14 protein-coding genes are annotated in these 14712 nt (G+C 30.3%); 10 read left to right on the top strand and 4 right to left on the bottom strand.

From position 1 onward, the window contains the following. The first annotated feature begins 120 nt into the window (after positions 1–120). From ACUXZJ_RS05735 to murI, 8 genes are all read left to right on the top strand, one after another. Positions 121–780 (top strand): CBS domain-containing protein, encoded by a 660-nt coding sequence (locus ACUXZJ_RS05735; RefSeq protein WP_060383420.1) that lies wholly within the window; start codon positions 121–123, stop codon positions 778–780. A 57-nt stretch (positions 781–837) separates the two neighbouring features. After that, on the top strand, positions 838–1722 hold the full coding sequence (locus ACUXZJ_RS05730) for an NAD kinase (RefSeq protein WP_060383421.1): 885 nt from the start codon (positions 838–840) through the stop codon (positions 1720–1722). A gap of 125 nt (positions 1723–1847) precedes the next feature. Beyond that, positions 1848–2531, top strand: coding sequence for a type IX secretion system protein PorG (porG, locus tag ACUXZJ_RS05725; RefSeq protein ID WP_446195981.1), 684 nt, complete (start codon positions 1848–1850; stop codon positions 2529–2531). Next, positions 2531–3271: an isoprenyl transferase gene (locus ACUXZJ_RS05720; RefSeq protein WP_088418171.1), complete on the top strand. Its 741-nt coding sequence runs from the start codon at positions 2531–2533 to the stop codon at positions 3269–3271. Before porG ends, ACUXZJ_RS05720 begins: the two co-directional genes overlap by 1 nt. Then, a complete protein-coding gene (bamA, locus tag ACUXZJ_RS05715; protein ID WP_446195979.1) occupies positions 3204–5936 on the top strand; it encodes an outer membrane protein assembly factor BamA in 2733 nt (910 codons plus the stop codon). Before ACUXZJ_RS05720 ends, bamA begins: the two co-directional genes overlap by 68 nt. A 70-nt stretch (positions 5937–6006) precedes the next feature. Then, positions 6007–7026 (top strand): OmpH family outer membrane protein, encoded by a 1020-nt coding sequence (locus tag ACUXZJ_RS05710; protein WP_060383425.1) that lies wholly within the window; start codon positions 6007–6009, stop codon positions 7024–7026. 27 nt (positions 7027–7053) lie between these two features. Beyond that, the gene (locus ACUXZJ_RS05705; RefSeq protein WP_060383426.1) at positions 7054–7551 is read left to right on the top strand and encodes an OmpH family outer membrane protein; all 498 of its coding nucleotides are present in this window, start codon (positions 7054–7056) and stop codon (positions 7549–7551) included. A 71-nt stretch (positions 7552–7622) separates the two neighbouring features. Continuing rightward, a complete protein-coding gene (murI, locus tag ACUXZJ_RS05700) occupies positions 7623–8402 on the top strand; it encodes a glutamate racemase (protein WP_060383427.1) in 780 nt (259 codons plus the stop codon). Between the two features lie 2 nt (positions 8403–8404). On the opposite strand, the gene ACUXZJ_RS05695 is transcribed toward murI, so the two are convergent. Then, positions 8405–8917, bottom strand: coding sequence for a gamma carbonic anhydrase family protein (locus ACUXZJ_RS05695; protein WP_060383428.1), 513 nt, complete (start codon positions 8915–8917; stop codon positions 8405–8407). A gap of 174 nt (positions 8918–9091) precedes the next feature. Beyond that, positions 9092–10078 carry a PorP/SprF family type IX secretion system membrane protein gene (locus tag ACUXZJ_RS05690; RefSeq protein WP_060383429.1) on the bottom strand — a complete coding sequence of 329 codons (987 nt, stop codon included), beginning with the start codon at positions 10076–10078 and terminating at the stop codon, positions 9092–9094. Positions 10079–10269: 191 nt separating this feature from the next. Here ACUXZJ_RS05690 and ACUXZJ_RS05685 point away from each other — a divergent pair, with 191 nt between their 5' ends. Continuing rightward, positions 10270–11163, top strand: a complete 894-nt coding sequence (locus tag ACUXZJ_RS05685) for a NifU family protein (RefSeq protein WP_060383430.1) — start codon at positions 10270–10272, stop codon at positions 11161–11163. 441 nt (positions 11164–11604) lie between these two features. Continuing rightward, entirely contained in the window at positions 11605–12360 is a 756-nt protein-coding gene (locus tag ACUXZJ_RS05680) for a mechanosensitive ion channel family protein (protein ID WP_060383431.1), read from the top strand. Between the two features lie 171 nt (positions 12361–12531). Here the strand turns inward: ACUXZJ_RS05680 and tsaB are convergent, their stop codons facing one another. Further along, positions 12532–13194 carry a tRNA (adenosine(37)-N6)-threonylcarbamoyltransferase complex dimerization subunit type 1 TsaB gene (gene tsaB / locus ACUXZJ_RS05675; RefSeq protein WP_063743622.1) on the bottom strand — a complete coding sequence of 221 codons (663 nt, stop codon included), beginning with the start codon at positions 13192–13194 and terminating at the stop codon, positions 12532–12534. A 133-nt stretch (positions 13195–13327) separates the two neighbouring features. Continuing rightward, complete coding sequence (locus ACUXZJ_RS05670; RefSeq protein ID WP_063743621.1) at positions 13328–14641, bottom strand: efflux RND transporter periplasmic adaptor subunit; 1314 nt, start codon at positions 14639–14641, stop codon at positions 13328–13330. Positions 14642–14712 lie beyond the last annotated feature (71 nt).

Here is a 14712-nt window from a genome sequence, read left to right as displayed (position 1 = left end):
AAACTATATTTTAATAAAACGAAACAAAAATACAAACTTACAGATGGGTCTTATATAATTTTTTAATTATTTTGCAACTAGATAACAAATCAAAATATTTTTAAACAATACGCTGGACTCATGAATACACTTATCGACTATATTAATCAAGACTTTACACCATTAGACATTAATGAGGAGGTAGCAACTGCTCAGGATTTTTTTTCTGACTATTCTTTTTCACATTTCCCTGTAACTGAAAATGGCATTTTCATTGGCAATGTAGCTGCAGAAGATGTAGACGGGTTTGATTTCAGCAAAAGTTTAGCAGAATATCGATATACTTTTGAACCTTTTTTTACTAGAAGTAATTCCGTTTTGTTAGATGTACTGGACGATTTTGCTAAAAACGAAACTAACATTATACCTGTTTTAGATCTAAACAATCAATACATAGGATATTATGAACTAGAAGATGTAATACGTGTTTTTAACGAAACACCTTTCCTACGCGAATTAGGAGGTATTATAATTATTGAAAAGGGAATAAATGATTATTCTTTCAGTCAAATTACACAAATAGTAGAAGGCAACAACGGTAAATTACTTGGCGCTTTCATTTCTAATTCTGATACAGAAAAAATTCAAATCACATTAAAATTAGGAGAAGGAAGCCTTAATGAAATCATCCAAACATTTAGACGTTATGATTATGAAATCATATCAGAACATCAAGAAGATGAACATCTAAAAACGCTTAAGGAGCGTTCCGATTATCTAGACAAATATTTAAACATCTAATTTTTTCAACCCAATTATAACTAACATAGATTATCTCCTGATAGAAACAATACTAATATGAAAGTAGCCATCTACGGTCAATATTACCAAAATACAACCGCACCTATTATAGAAAGGTTAATCCTTTTTTTAAAAACAAATGCCATAACATTCACCATTGAGGCTAACTTTTTAAAAATCCTCCAAGATCATCAAATAACCATGAACTGTGTCGAAACTTTTAGTACACATAGTGATTTAGACAATTCTTATCAAATGGTATTAAGTGTAGGTGGAGATGGAACTTTTCTTAGAGCTGCTACATTTGTAAGAGATTCTGAAATTCCTATACTGGGAATAAATGCAGGCAGACTCGGTTTTTTAGCCAATGTACAACAAGAAAACATTGAAAAATTCCTAACACTTGTATTAGAAAAAAAATACACCATATCAGAACGAACACTTCTTAGTGTAACTTGTTCTCCTGAATTGAGTTCATTAGACAATATAAATTTTGCCATGAACGAGATTACCGTAAATCGTAAAGACACGACCTCTATGATAACCATAGAAACTTATTTAAATGATGAATATTTAACCTCTTATTGGGCCGATGGATTAATCATATCTACTCCTACTGGTTCTACTGGTTATTCGTTAAGTTGTGGTGGTCCTATTCTAACCCCCGAAACAGAGAGCTTTGTTATTACCCCCATTGCGCCACATAATTTAAATGCTCGTCCTATGGTTATCCCTGATTCTACAATTTTAAAATTAAAAGTAACAGGTCGAGAAGAAAACTATTTAGTTTCGTTAGATTCTAGAATTAGTTCTGTAAAAAATGAAAGTATTTTAACCATAAAAAAAACGCCGTTTAAAATAAAAATGGTAGAAATAACAGAAGAAACCTTCTTAAAGACTCTACGAAAAAAATTATTATTTGGTGAAGACAGAAGAAATTAAATTATAGAATACTAGCCAACAAACTTTTTCGTTTAGGAAGAAACAAGTTTACAAATTAAAACCAACTAATTAACAATTCACTTTGTGGAGTGTTCATAATTACTATATTTGCAACCTATTATAAAATGAAAAAGTTAACACACATTCTCCTATTTATTTTGACTATCAGTCAGAACCACGCTCAATTACACGAAATCGGTGTTTTTGGAGGGGGTAGTAACTATGTGGGTGATATTGGAAGTACTTATTTTATATCTCCAAAAGACCCAGCCTTTGGTCTTATTTATAAATGGAACAAAAGTAAAAGACATGCTTGGCGATTTTCTGCTATGACTAGTAGTATTAGTGATGAGGATTCTAGATCAGATCATACAGCAAGAAAAGAGAGAGGATATTCTTTTCAAAATAAAATTTCAGAATTATCTGCTGGTTTAGAATTTAATTTTTTTGATTTCAACCTTCACGAAAACAATTTTATCATTACTCCTTACATACATTCTGGGTTAAGTTATTTTAATTATAAAAATCTATATTTTAAAGATAACATAGCAACCTCTAAACAAAGTTCTTGGGCATTTGTAATACCCATGACGATAGGTATAAAAATGAAAATAACCAACAAAATAATATTGGGTTTAGAAACTCGTTTTAACTATACATTTATTGATGATTTAGACGGTAGTTTACCAAAAGATAACACACTAAAAAATCTTTCTTTTGGAAACACCAACAGCAATGATTGGTATACTTTTACAGGAGCTACTCTAACCTATACTTTCGGACAAAATCCTTGTTATTGTAAGAATTAATGAACTTGATAGACAAAATAAACAAAAACACTCTACCCCAACATCTTGCCATTATCATGGACGGAAATGGACGCTGGGCGAAACAAAAGGGAATGCTACGTGTTTTAGGACATGAAAACGGCACAAAATCTGTGCGCACTACCGTAGAAACTTGTGTTAAATTAGGAATCAAAAACCTCACACTCTATACCTTTTCTACTGAAAATTGGAATCGCCCAAAATTAGAGGTAGAAACACTCATGAAAATACTAATTTCTTCCCTAAAAAAAGAATTAGATACTTTCACTAAAAACAACATCAAATTAAACAGTATAGGTAATTTAGAATTGCTTCCTAACAACGTACGAAAAGAATTATTAGAAGTAATTGAAAAAACAAAAAATAACAACCAAATGACCTTAACTTTAGCATTAAGTTATGGTTCAAGAGAAGAAATCTTAAATGCTGTTAAAAAAATATCCGATAAAGTTAAAAATAATATAATTTCAATTGAGAATATTGACGAATCAATTTTTAATAATCATCTTTACACACATGATTTACCAGAAGTAGATTTAGTCATACGAACAAGTGGCGAACATAGAATCAGTAATTTTTTACTTTGGCAAGTAGCGTATGCTGAATTTTACTTTACTGATGTTTTATGGCCTGATTTTAGTGAAAAAGATTTATATGAAGCCCTCATTAGCTATCAAAAAAGAGAACGTAGATTTGGAAAAACAAGTGAGCAAGTCAAATAATTTTACACAAGTTAAAAGAAGCATAAAATTTATGCTTCTGATTGCATTTACAAGCATTGCTATAAACGCGCAAGCACAAGAAAGATTAACTATTGAAAATGGCAAGTCTTATGTACTCAAAAAAGTAAATGTAACAGGTAAAGTTACCTATAACGAACAAACTATTGTCACGTTTGCAGGTCTTACGAAAGGACAACCTATTACAGTTCCTGGAGAAGAAATTAGTAATTCCATCAAAAAACTATGGAAACTAGGATTATACAATAATGTTAACTTCTATGTAGATAAGATTGAAGGCGATAGTATTTCTTTAGAATTAAATCTAAACGAATTACCTAAACTCAGCAATGTTAAAATTGTTGGTGTTAAAAAAAGCGCAAAAGAATCTTTAATCAAAGACAATGGTCTTACTAATGACAAAATTGTAAATGAAAACCTGCTAACAACAACTAAATATTATATTGAAAACAAATATAAAAAAGAAGGTTACTACAACACAAAGGTAAACATAAGCACTTTTGAAGATACTACTACCATAAATCACGTAAACATGGTAGTAAACATAGATAGAGGGAAAAAAGTAAGAATAAAAGATATTGAATTAGTTGGCAATGATGAAGTAAAAAAAGGCATATTACTCCGTTCAATGAAAGATACACGTCATTTAAGTCTTATGAATTTCCTAAAACTAAAATCAATGAAATTCAAAAGAGATAAATATAAAGACGATTTAAATTTATTAATTGACAAATACAAAGAAAATGGTTATCGAGATGCAAGAATAAAATCAGATACCGTTGTATATGATCCAAAATCAAATAAAGTTAAAATTAAAATTAACCTAGAAGAAGGTAAGAAATATTATTTTGGTAATATTAATTTCACAGGAAACACTGTTTATAACGACCAATTATTATCAAAATATCTAGGAATAGAAAAAGGAGATGTCTACAATAGTGTTTTATTAGATAAAAGAATTGCTGACAAAACACAACCTGATGGAGAAGATATAACGAACTTGTATCAAAACAACGGCTATCTATTTTCAAACATTAACCCTATAGAAGTTAAAACAGAAAACAATCAAATCGACCTAGATATAAGAATTGTAGAAGGACCATTAGCCTATTTCAATAAAATATCAGTCGTAGGTAATGACAAAACAAATGACAAAGTAATTTACCGTGAATTAAGAACAAAACCAGGAGAAGTTTACAGCAAAGAAAATTTAGTAAGAACTATTCGTGAAATTGGTCAATTAGGTTTTTTTGATGCAGAAGCTATTAAACCTGATTTTGAAAATGTAGACCCAGCAGGTGGCACCGTAGACATTAAATACCACGTTGCCGAAAAAGGAGCAAGTCAAATTGAATTACAAGGTGGTTATGGCGGCGGTGGATTCATAGGTACTTTAGGATTATCATTTAATAATTTTGCTTTAAGCAATATTTTCAAAAAAAACGCTTACAAACCACTTCCTATGGGAGATGGACAAAAATTATCTTTACGTCTACAAGCCAGCTCTTATTTTCAAACTTATAGCTTTTCATTTGCAGAGCCTTGGTTCGGTGGTAAAAAGCCTGTTCAATTTTCAGGTTCATTATCATATAGTAAACAATTTTCAAATAATTTCACAAATAATAGCGTAGACAGATCAAGAAGTTTTAACATTTTCACGGCATCTATAGGTATAGCTAAAAGATTACAGTTTCCAGATGATTACTTCGTCCTTTCTCAAGGTATTAGCTACCAACATTATGATTTAAATAATTACAACATCGGATTATTTACATTTGGTAATGGAACATCAAGAAACCTTTCCTATACAATTGGATTAACTCGAAACAATAAGGGAGTAAACCCTATCTTCCCTACGTATGGTTCTGAATTTAGCATAACAGCTAAACTTACCCCTCCTTATTCTTATTTTAATAGAGTAGATTATCAAAACCTAGGAAATCTTCCTGAAAACAAATTATATGCAACAAACTCATCTGAAACATATAATGCAGGAGACCCCTTGATTAACAATAATGGCGTATTAACTAAAGCCAATTCTATTGAAGAAGCCTCAGCTGATCCTTCTAAAGTAGACCAACAAAAATTTAACTGGCTTGAATATTATAAAATCAAGGTAAAAGCTGAATGGTTTTCTAAAATATATGAAAAGCTAACACTTCGTACTTTAGGAGAGTTTGGTTTTATGGGAGCTTATAACAATAAACGAGGACTAGTACCTTTTGAACGTTTTTATCTGGGTGGTGATGGCTTAGCTAATTTTGCAATGGATGGTAGAGAGACCATTCAATTAAGAGGTTATCCTAATAATTCATTAACACCAACCATTACACAAGGCGAAAGAGCGGGGCAACAAATAGGCGGTACAGCATTTAACAAATTTTCATTAGAATTACGTTATCCTATTACACTAAAACAAACAGCATCTATATATATGATGGCTTTTGTAGAAGGAGGAGCCGCTTTTGAAGGATTTAAATCATATAATCCTTTTGCCATAAAACGCTCCGCAGGTGTTGGTCTAAGAGTTTTTATGCCTGCATTTGGACTTTTAGGAATTGACTTTGCACATGGATTTGATTCTATAAACCCTGGTGGACCAAAATCAGGTTGGCAAACACATTTTATCATAGGACAACAATTTTAATTATATTTGACGTTATATTTGATATAACGTCAAATAATAAGCTCTTACAGCTTATCAAAATTTAAAATATATGAAAAGACTCTTCTTAGTATTAGGTTTATTTACCATAACCAATATAATAGCACAAACAAAAACAGGGCTTAAAATTGGTTATATAGATATGGAATATATCCTTGAAAACACACCTGATTATAAAGAAGCATCCTCTCAACTGGAAGAAAAAGCTCAAAAGTGGAAACAAGACATTGAAAGTAAAAAAAACGCAATCAATAAACTCAAAGAAGCATTAAAAAATGAAAATGCCTTATTAACTAAAGAGTTAATTAAAGAAAGAGAAGAAGAAATTAAATTTCAAGAAAATCAGTTATTAGACTATCAACAAAAACGATTTGGATCAAGAGGCGATTTAGCATTACAAAAAGAAGCTATTTTAAAACCTGTACAAGATCAAGTTTTTAACGCAGTTCAAGATTTAGCAGAAAAAAAACAATATGACTATATTTTTGACAAATCTTCTGCACAAATGACAATGCTTTTTTCTGCTAAAAAATTTGACATTAGTGACTTAGTAGTTCGAGTTATAACCAGAGCTGAAAAAAGAGAAGAACTAAGTAAAAAACAACAAAAAGCCTTAGAAGAAAAGGAATCAAAAGAAGACGAACTTGCCGAAAACACAAATTTAGCGGAACGAAAAAAAATATTAGATGAAAAAAAATCTCGTCGCGAACAAATATTAGAAGCTAGACGATTAGAAACAGAAAAGAAAAGAAAAGACTACGAAGAAAAAAGAAAAAAACAATTAGAAGAACAAGAAATAAAGAAAACTGGCACAACAATTGAAACCTTAAAAAATAATGGATCGCAAAACAATACAAGTGATCAATCCATTCATTTTAACAAAAAAGAAGATAAAAAAATAAATCAAGATTCTATCCGAATTGCTCGAGAAACAGCAAGACAAGAATTAATAGAAAAAAATAAAAAAGCACTTGAAGAAAGGAAAAAAGCTTTAGAAGAAAGAAGGAAAAAAATTCTTGAAGAAAAAGAAACACAACGTAAAACACAAGAAGAAAAAAAGAGTACTAATTAATTTTTAACTATACTAAATACTTAGATGATGAAACAATTGAAATCTTTATTAATTGCGACTGTGATGTTTTTAGGAATCAGCGGAATGAATGCGCAATCAAAAACAGCTCATATTGATGTTCAGCAATTACTTTCAAAAATGCCCGAAATGACTACTGCTAAAGCACAGTTAGAAACGTTAAGCAAAACTTTAGACGCAGAGTATTCAAAAATGGTAACTGAATACCAAACTAAAATGAAAAAATACGAAAGCGAAGCTCAAACAGCTGGTGATGCTGAAAACGAAAAGAGAGCAAAAGAAATGCAAGACATGGGACAAAGAATCCAACAATATCGTGATAATGCTCAAAAGCAAATTTCTGACAAAGAAACAGAAATCGTAAAACCTATCATGGAAAAAGCTAAAGCTGCTGTAATCAAAGTAGCTCGTGCTAAAGGTTTCCAATATGTAATGGATTCTTCAGCTTTGATATTAGCAGACGGACCTAATTTATTTGAAGATGTAAAAAAAGAATTAAAATTCTAATTTTATAAAAATAAACCTTTAAAAACTGCCTTGTTATTTTACTCAAGGCAGTTTTTTTTTATTTTTGTTTTATGATAAATACACAACCTATAGGCTTCTTTGATTCAGGAATCGGTGGTACTTCAATATGGAAAGAAGTACATTCTTTACTACCTAACGAAAACACTATTTATCTAGCAGATAGTAAAAATGCTCCTTATGGAAAAAAAACAAAAAAAGAAATTATAAATTTATGCTTCAAAAATGTTGATTTTTTACTCCAAAAGAATTGCAAACTAATCGTTGTAGCTTGTAATACCGCCACTACTAATGCAATAAAAGAAATGCGAGCTAAATACAATATTCCTTTTATAGGTATTGAACCTGCTATAAAACCGGCGGCAACTCTTAGCGAAACCAAGACCATTGGAATTTTAGCTACAAAAGGCACTTTAAATAGCGAACTTTTTATTCGTCAGTTAGAAAACTATACGAATATCAAAATTATGGAACAAGTAGGCCATGGCTTAGTTGAACTTATAGAAGAAGGCAAAATTCAATCAGAAGAAATGAAAATACTTCTAATTTCTTATTTAACCCCAATGATTGAAGCAGGAATAGATTATTTGGTATTAGGCTGTAGCCACTATCCTTATTTAATTCCTGAAATAAAAAAAATAATCCCTAATTCAATCAAAATTATTGATTCAGGATTAGCTGTTGCTAGACAAACTCAATCTATCTTAGAACAACACCAAATAGTCAATACTGAAGAAAAAAAAGGCACCACTATCTTTTACTCAAACAGTGATGCACGCGTTCTAAAATCAATACTAGGATTTGATAAAAATGTTTTAGAATTAAACTTTTGACGTTACTCCTTAAACCAGCTCGAATACATAACATAATTATTAGAAATACGTTCAATCTCACCAGCAAAATTACTCTGATCAATATCTTTTACTTTTTTAGCTGGAATTCCTGCATAAATAGTTCCTGATTCTACGATTGTATTTTGCGTTACTACAGAGCCTGCTGCTACAATTGAATTACTTTCAATAACACAACCATCCATAACAATAGCTCCCATACCTATTAACACATTATCTTTTACAGTACAACCGTGTACAATAGCTTTGTGACCAATAGAAACATTATTCCCAATTTCTGTAGGATGTTTCAAATAAGTACAGTGTATTATAGCTCCATCTTGAACATTAACTTTATCACCCATTCTAATTGAGTGTACGTCTCCCCGGACTACAGCATTAAACCATACGCTACATTCTTTCCCAAAAGTTACATCACCTACAATAGTAGCATTTTCGGCAACATAACAATCTTCAGGAATTAAAGGGGTTTTACCATTAACTGTTTTTATTAACATATTTTATAGAGATAAAAAGAGGGTATCTGAAAAATCAAAACTCAACGTCTAGTCATCTATTGAATGAAAGGAGAAGCAACATTATCAGCAGATTGATTTGCTTAGTCTGTTCACTTCATTCTAGCTTCCTTTTCATAAAAATAACAAGATTGTGATCTTTCGAAAACATCCTCATTAATTTACAGAAGGACAATTACAATCATATTTCTCACGTTTACAGCCAAAATTATAACCTAAAGTTAACTGATGGAAACCTCCTTTATCAAATTTTACATCTCCTATAATATAGCTATAATTATAGGCTAACATGAAATTCTTATAATGAGCTCCTACAATAGGTGTAATGTACTGTAAACGTTGTTTTTCTACTGTTTCATTGTTTATATATTGTGTACCATCAAAACTATTTCTATAAGACAAACCTGCCCAAAGTTTTCCAAAATTCATATTTTTATAAACCTTTCCATTTAAGTCTAAGATTCTTTCTTTTGTTAACTCAGTGTATTGAAACAGAATAGAAGGCTCGTATAATATTCGGTCACGATTGCCTAAAATATAACCCAAATTAAGAACATATTTTCTTAAATTACTTGATTCAACATCTGTATAAATATTTCTACTTTTAAAAATTGCATTTTTTACAGTAGCATGTATATAAAAATCAAGAAAATTATAAGATGCTCCAAAATCTACATTATAATAAGCCGCGCTTTGCACTCCCCCACCAATAATGGGATCAAAAGTAGTTCCGAATTCTGTTTCGTCTAATTGCAATTGATTAACCCCTACATTTACACCAAATGAGAGACGATTTAAATCTATATCATTTCTAGAAAATAAAATATGATGTGCATAAGTAGCTTTAAAACCTCTATTTGAATGATTTCCATTACGATCATTAAACAAGATCAGTCCCACACCTGATTTACCATCTTGATCTACGCTTCCATTAACACTTAACGTCTGCAAAGCAGGTGCTTTGTTGTTTCCAAACCATTGTTGTCTTCCTGTAGCTCTAATTTTCACACAATTGGCAGCTCCAGCCATCGAAGGATGTATCAGATAATAATTATCCGTTAAATAATCGGAATATACAGGTATATCCACCTGACTATACAAAGACAAACTTATGAATGTCAATACAAGTGATAAGTAGTTCATTTTTACTTTAGATATGAGTTTTCAAAGTTAAACTATTTTAAAATATTGAAAAATAATAATCCGATACAATTCCTTCTAATTCATTAAATTTATTACAACTTTCAGTAATAATTCTTATTATTCAACTTCTTTCTTAAATTTGCATATCCAAAATTTTTCCTTCATTGGAAAATAAATTATACTTTATACACATGAAACTAATTACTATAAAAGAAACTTCTAATCCTTCAATTTTAAAATTTGAATTTTCTTATTTTATTTGTCCCAATCAGAGTTTTGAATTCAAAAACGTAGATGAATGTGCGGATTCTCCTTTAGCTAAGCAATTATTTTATTTACCTTTTGTAAAAACTGTTTACATATCAGGAAATTTTATTGCAATAGAAAAATTTAGCATAGTAGAATGGGATGATGTAAAGCATGATGTTTCTGAACAACTTGAAAATTATGTTAATGCAGGAGGTCCTGTTATTATTGAAAAAGAAATTAAAAAAATTGCCGTAACGGTTTATGCTGAAAGCACTCCTAATCCTTCTGTAATGAAGTTTGTAGCAAGTAGAATGCTTACAAAACAAATTGTAGAATGTAAAAACATAGATGAAACAGCAGCTTCTCCTTTAGCAAAAGCGTTATTCAAATTCCCTTATGTAAAAGAAATTTTTATTGACGAAAATTATGTTTCTATCACAAAATATGCGGTAAGTGAATGGCAAGAGGTTACAAATGAATTACGAACTTTTATTAAGGAGTTTATAGAAAATGGAAATATAGCTGTAGATGAAACAAAAATTATTGTTTCACAACAACAGGAGAAGCAACAATTAGTAAATTTTGACAATTTAGATGTTACTTCTCAAAAAATCATCAATATAATTGAAGAATATATAAAACCTGCTGTAGCTTCAGATGGTGGAAATATACTATTTGACTCCTATAATGAAGAAGATAAAAAAGTAAAAGTAATTCTTCAAGGAGCTTGTAGTGGCTGTCCTTCTTCTACTTTTACTCTAAAAAATGGTATTGAAAATATGCTTAAAGAAATGCTTCATGATCAGGAAATAACAGTTGAGGCTCTTAACGCATAATTTTATTTTTAATTATCAAAGATAAAAGATTTCAGAAACTCTAAATAATCAAAAAAATCTATAAAAAACGATTTATCATTTCCTATAAATTCAACTTTTAGCATTTCATTCTGAATCAAGAGGATGTTCTAAAAGTTTGTAATCTTACTATTTAAACGAAAGAAGAGATCACATAGTACTAGTATAATGTGATTTCTCCCTTTCGTCAAAAAAATAACATAACCGTTAAGTTACTACTTTTTTAGAGACTTGCTTGATTTTTATTTTTCAAAAAATAATGACAGTAAATTAAAACCTTTTGATTTTGTAAAAATCATCTAAAAACAAAGTTTTCATTAAAGACAACAAAAAACTCGTTTAGTGAAACTCATTTTTAATACATATTAAAGGGGTTTTAGTTTTTATTTTATATATCTAAATTTGTAATTAAACACTTAAAAAATGATTAATATAGACACTCTAGAAACCGCAAAAGAATATATCATTACCTACTCTATTAATATATTGACTGCGGGTTTAATTTTTATCGTTGGAATATGGCTTTCTAAGTTTATCACAAAGACAACAAAAAAAATACTGATTAGTCGTAACATAGAAATTACACTTGTTGAATTTTTAGAAGATTTAATTTATTGGACTATAAGAGGGTTAGTTTTTATAGCCGTTATATCTAAATTAGGAGTAGAAACTTCTTCTTTCGTTGCTATTTTAGGAGCTGCTGGATTAGCTGTAGGTCTATCCTTACAAGGATCTCTTTCTAATTTTTCTGGAGGCATCCTCATTATTTTATTTAAACCTTTTAAAGTCGGAGATAAAATAGAAGTACAAGGAGAAATTGGTAAGGTTGAGGATATTCATATTTTTTCTACTAAGCTTACAACTGGAAACAATCAGGTTGTTTATATACCAAATGGTATGCTTTCGAATGGTAAAATAAAAAACCATTCTCAAAAAAACACTTCAAGAAATGACTTTACTTTTACTTTTCCAATAGATCAAAATATTAAAATATCAAGATCAAAATTAGAAACATTAGTCCAAAATCACCCGTTAATATTAAAAGATCCTAAACCAGAAATTTTCATAGCGAATATAGAACTTGAATCATTTAGCCTTTTAACTCGTGTTTGGACACAAAACAGCGATGGAGTGGCTGTTAAATCTGACTTATTGAATTCACTTTATGATTCATTATAGCAATGCGGGTGTTTAAGGAGTCGTAACTTAATGTTTAAAAGCATTTCTACGATAGAGAGAAGTACATATCAGCACTATCTGCCCCTTTCTCTTATTTACTCCGAGGACTTCTCCCCTTGGTCTAAAAGCAAGATTCCATCCTTTTAAAACACCCTCATCGTCCTTTACTTATCATTTTGTATTCAACATAAACTCTTTTAAATAAAAAGGTTCAAAATATGCTACATCTACAAATTCTTTAATTAAAAATTTTTGATATGCAATTTCTATCATTTCTTTTGAGGATGGAAAAACGATTTGATCGTGATAAATAAATTGACTTGTATTGAGTATTTCTTTGCATTTAGATGCACCATCTCCTAAAAGATGTATTTTTTCTGAATATTCAGAAAATATATGCGGTTCTATAATTTGAGATTCTACTTTTCGTTGTAATTCATGATTTCTAGAAAAAACAGCGGTATAACATTCCATACGCCTAGCATCTATCATAGGAATAATAACGCCTTCTAAATTCTTTATTTGTCTCGCCAATATTACTAACGTATCTATTGCTATTAGTGGGATATTTAAAGTATAACATATACCTTTAGCTGCAGAAACCCCAATTCTAAGACCTGTATAAGACCCTGGTCCTTGACTAACAGCTACTGCATCTAAATGATTTATGGTTATTTGAACTTCGTCTAAAATTTCTTCTATAAACACATGTAATTTTTCTGCATGTGTATATCCTAGTTCTGCAATTTCGCGAATTGCAACTAACTTTCCATCTTTAGCTAAGGCTACAGAACAATTACGAGTGGCCGTTTCTACATGTAAAATATAAGTCATAGGTAAGTATATATAGGACAAAAGTACAACAATCATAAAAAAACAGGATTGATTCATCTAAAAAAATGGCTCAATCCCGTCAAACAGCAAACTATTTTTAAAAAATTTTACTCCTTATTTGATAAAATTTACTTTATTGATTTTCCTTTATCTTTTTATCTCCTGAGTTTTTTTTTATTTTGTCCCCTGGGTTTAATTCTTTTGTAACGGTAGTATAAGGTCCTGTAATAATAACTTCTCCTTTTTTTAATCCAGAAAGCACTTCTATATAGTTATCATCTTGAATTCCTGTAGTTATAATTTTCAGGCGTACCTTATCTCCTTTTTTTACAAATACACATTCATAGCGTTTTTGTTCTTTTAGTGGTTTTTCTTCCTTTATTTCAAAATCATCTTCTTCATTTTCTAGATATGCTTTTCTTGAGGACGTTGTATCTGTACGCATGACTACAGCACTTATAGGAATTGCCACTACTTTTTCTTTTTGAGTCGTAATAATATCAACTGTAGCGGTCATACCAGGACGAAAAGGAGCGTAGTTATCTGATTTTCCTTTCATTAATTCAGCATAAGATTCTTTTAATATTTTCACCTTTACTTTAAAATTAGTTACTTGATCTGCTGAAGTTGTCAAATTAGCTGAATTAGAAATACTGGTTACAATTCCTTTAAAAGTCTTTTTAAGATAGGCATCTACTTGAACATTAGCTTGGTCTCCTATTTCAATCTTTACTATGTCATTTTCATTAACATCTACTTCTACCTCCATATTATGAAGATTGGCTACACGCATTAACTCTGTTCCTGTCATTTGTTGTGTTCCTAATACACGTTCGCCTAGTTCAACGGCTAATTTAGAAACGGTACCTGACATAGGAGCGTAAATAGTAGATTTACGCAAGCTTTCTCTTGATTCATTAACTGTGGCTGTAGCACTTTCTACATTAAAATAAGCTGCTTGTTTAGCTGCTTTCGCTCCTTCAAAAACAGCCAAAGATTTATCCCATTCAGCTCCCGATATGATTCCTTTTTCATATAATTTTTTATTACGTTCATAACTAGCTTTAGCTTCTTTATATTGTGCTTCTATTTGCGATAAATTAGCTTTTGTATTAGAAAGTCCAGCTTGAGTACGATTAACTCCTTGTAAATATAATTGAGGATTTACCTTTGCTAATAAATCTCCTTTTTGAACCATTTGTCCTTCTTTAACAGGCAATTCTATTATTTCACCTGAAATTTCGGATGAAATCTTAACTTCTGTTTCGGGCTTAATTTTACCTGTAGCTGATACCGTTTCTATAATGGTTCTTTCTGTAACTTCTTGCCATTGAACTTCAACTATAGAGCTGTCATTCCCTAATATACCTTTTTTTCTCAACCCTATTAGTCCTATTACTAAAACTATAATTACACCAATAAGTATATATTTTGTTTTTCTTTTCATTTGGTTTAGTTATTTAATATTCAAGAAAATAGCTTTTTATTTAAGGTTAACTAGTTTTTTCAGAAGTACTC

It is taken from the genome of Flavobacterium sp. TN-1 (assembly GCF_052828645.1).
Note: the sequence above shows the minus strand (reverse complement) of the source record. Positions and strands in the feature narration are given on the sequence as shown.

What these genes read in the sequence shown, in the direction of transcription:
- ACUXZJ_RS05695 (WP_060383428.1), bottom strand. Translation starts at nt 8,917, where the DNA reads ATGTTAATAAAAACAGTTAATGGTAAAACCCCTTTAATTCCTGAAGAT.
- bamA (WP_446195979.1), top strand. Translation starts at nt 3,204, where the DNA reads ATGAAGCCCTCATTAGCTATCAAAAAAGAGAACGTAGATTTGGAAAAA.
- ACUXZJ_RS05705 (WP_060383426.1), top strand. Translation starts at nt 7,054, where the DNA reads ATGAAACAATTGAAATCTTTATTAATTGCGACTGTGATGTTTTTAGGA.
- murI (WP_060383427.1), top strand. Translation starts at nt 7,623, where the DNA reads ATGATAAATACACAACCTATAGGCTTCTTTGATTCAGGAATCGGTGGT.
- ACUXZJ_RS05735 (WP_060383420.1), top strand. Translation starts at nt 121, where the DNA reads ATGAATACACTTATCGACTATATTAATCAAGACTTTACACCATTAGAC.
- ACUXZJ_RS05680 (WP_060383431.1), top strand. Translation starts at nt 11,605, where the DNA reads ATGATTAATATAGACACTCTAGAAACCGCAAAAGAATATATCATTACC.
- ACUXZJ_RS05710 (WP_060383425.1), top strand. Translation starts at nt 6,007, where the DNA reads ATGAAAAGACTCTTCTTAGTATTAGGTTTATTTACCATAACCAATATA.
- porG (WP_446195981.1), top strand. Translation starts at nt 1,848, where the DNA reads ATGAAAAAGTTAACACACATTCTCCTATTTATTTTGACTATCAGTCAG.
- ACUXZJ_RS05685 (WP_060383430.1), top strand. Translation starts at nt 10,270, where the DNA reads ATGAAACTAATTACTATAAAAGAAACTTCTAATCCTTCAATTTTAAAA.
- tsaB (WP_063743622.1), bottom strand. Translation starts at nt 13,194, where the DNA reads ATGACTTATATTTTACATGTAGAAACGGCCACTCGTAATTGTTCTGTA.
- ACUXZJ_RS05690 (WP_060383429.1), bottom strand. Translation starts at nt 10,078, where the DNA reads ATGAACTACTTATCACTTGTATTGACATTCATAAGTTTGTCTTTGTAT.
- ACUXZJ_RS05730 (WP_060383421.1), top strand. Translation starts at nt 838, where the DNA reads ATGAAAGTAGCCATCTACGGTCAATATTACCAAAATACAACCGCACCT.
- ACUXZJ_RS05720 (WP_088418171.1), top strand. Translation starts at nt 2,531, where the DNA reads ATGAACTTGATAGACAAAATAAACAAAAACACTCTACCCCAACATCTT.
- ACUXZJ_RS05670 (WP_063743621.1), bottom strand. Translation starts at nt 14,641, where the DNA reads ATGAAAAGAAAAACAAAATATATACTTATTGGTGTAATTATAGTTTTA.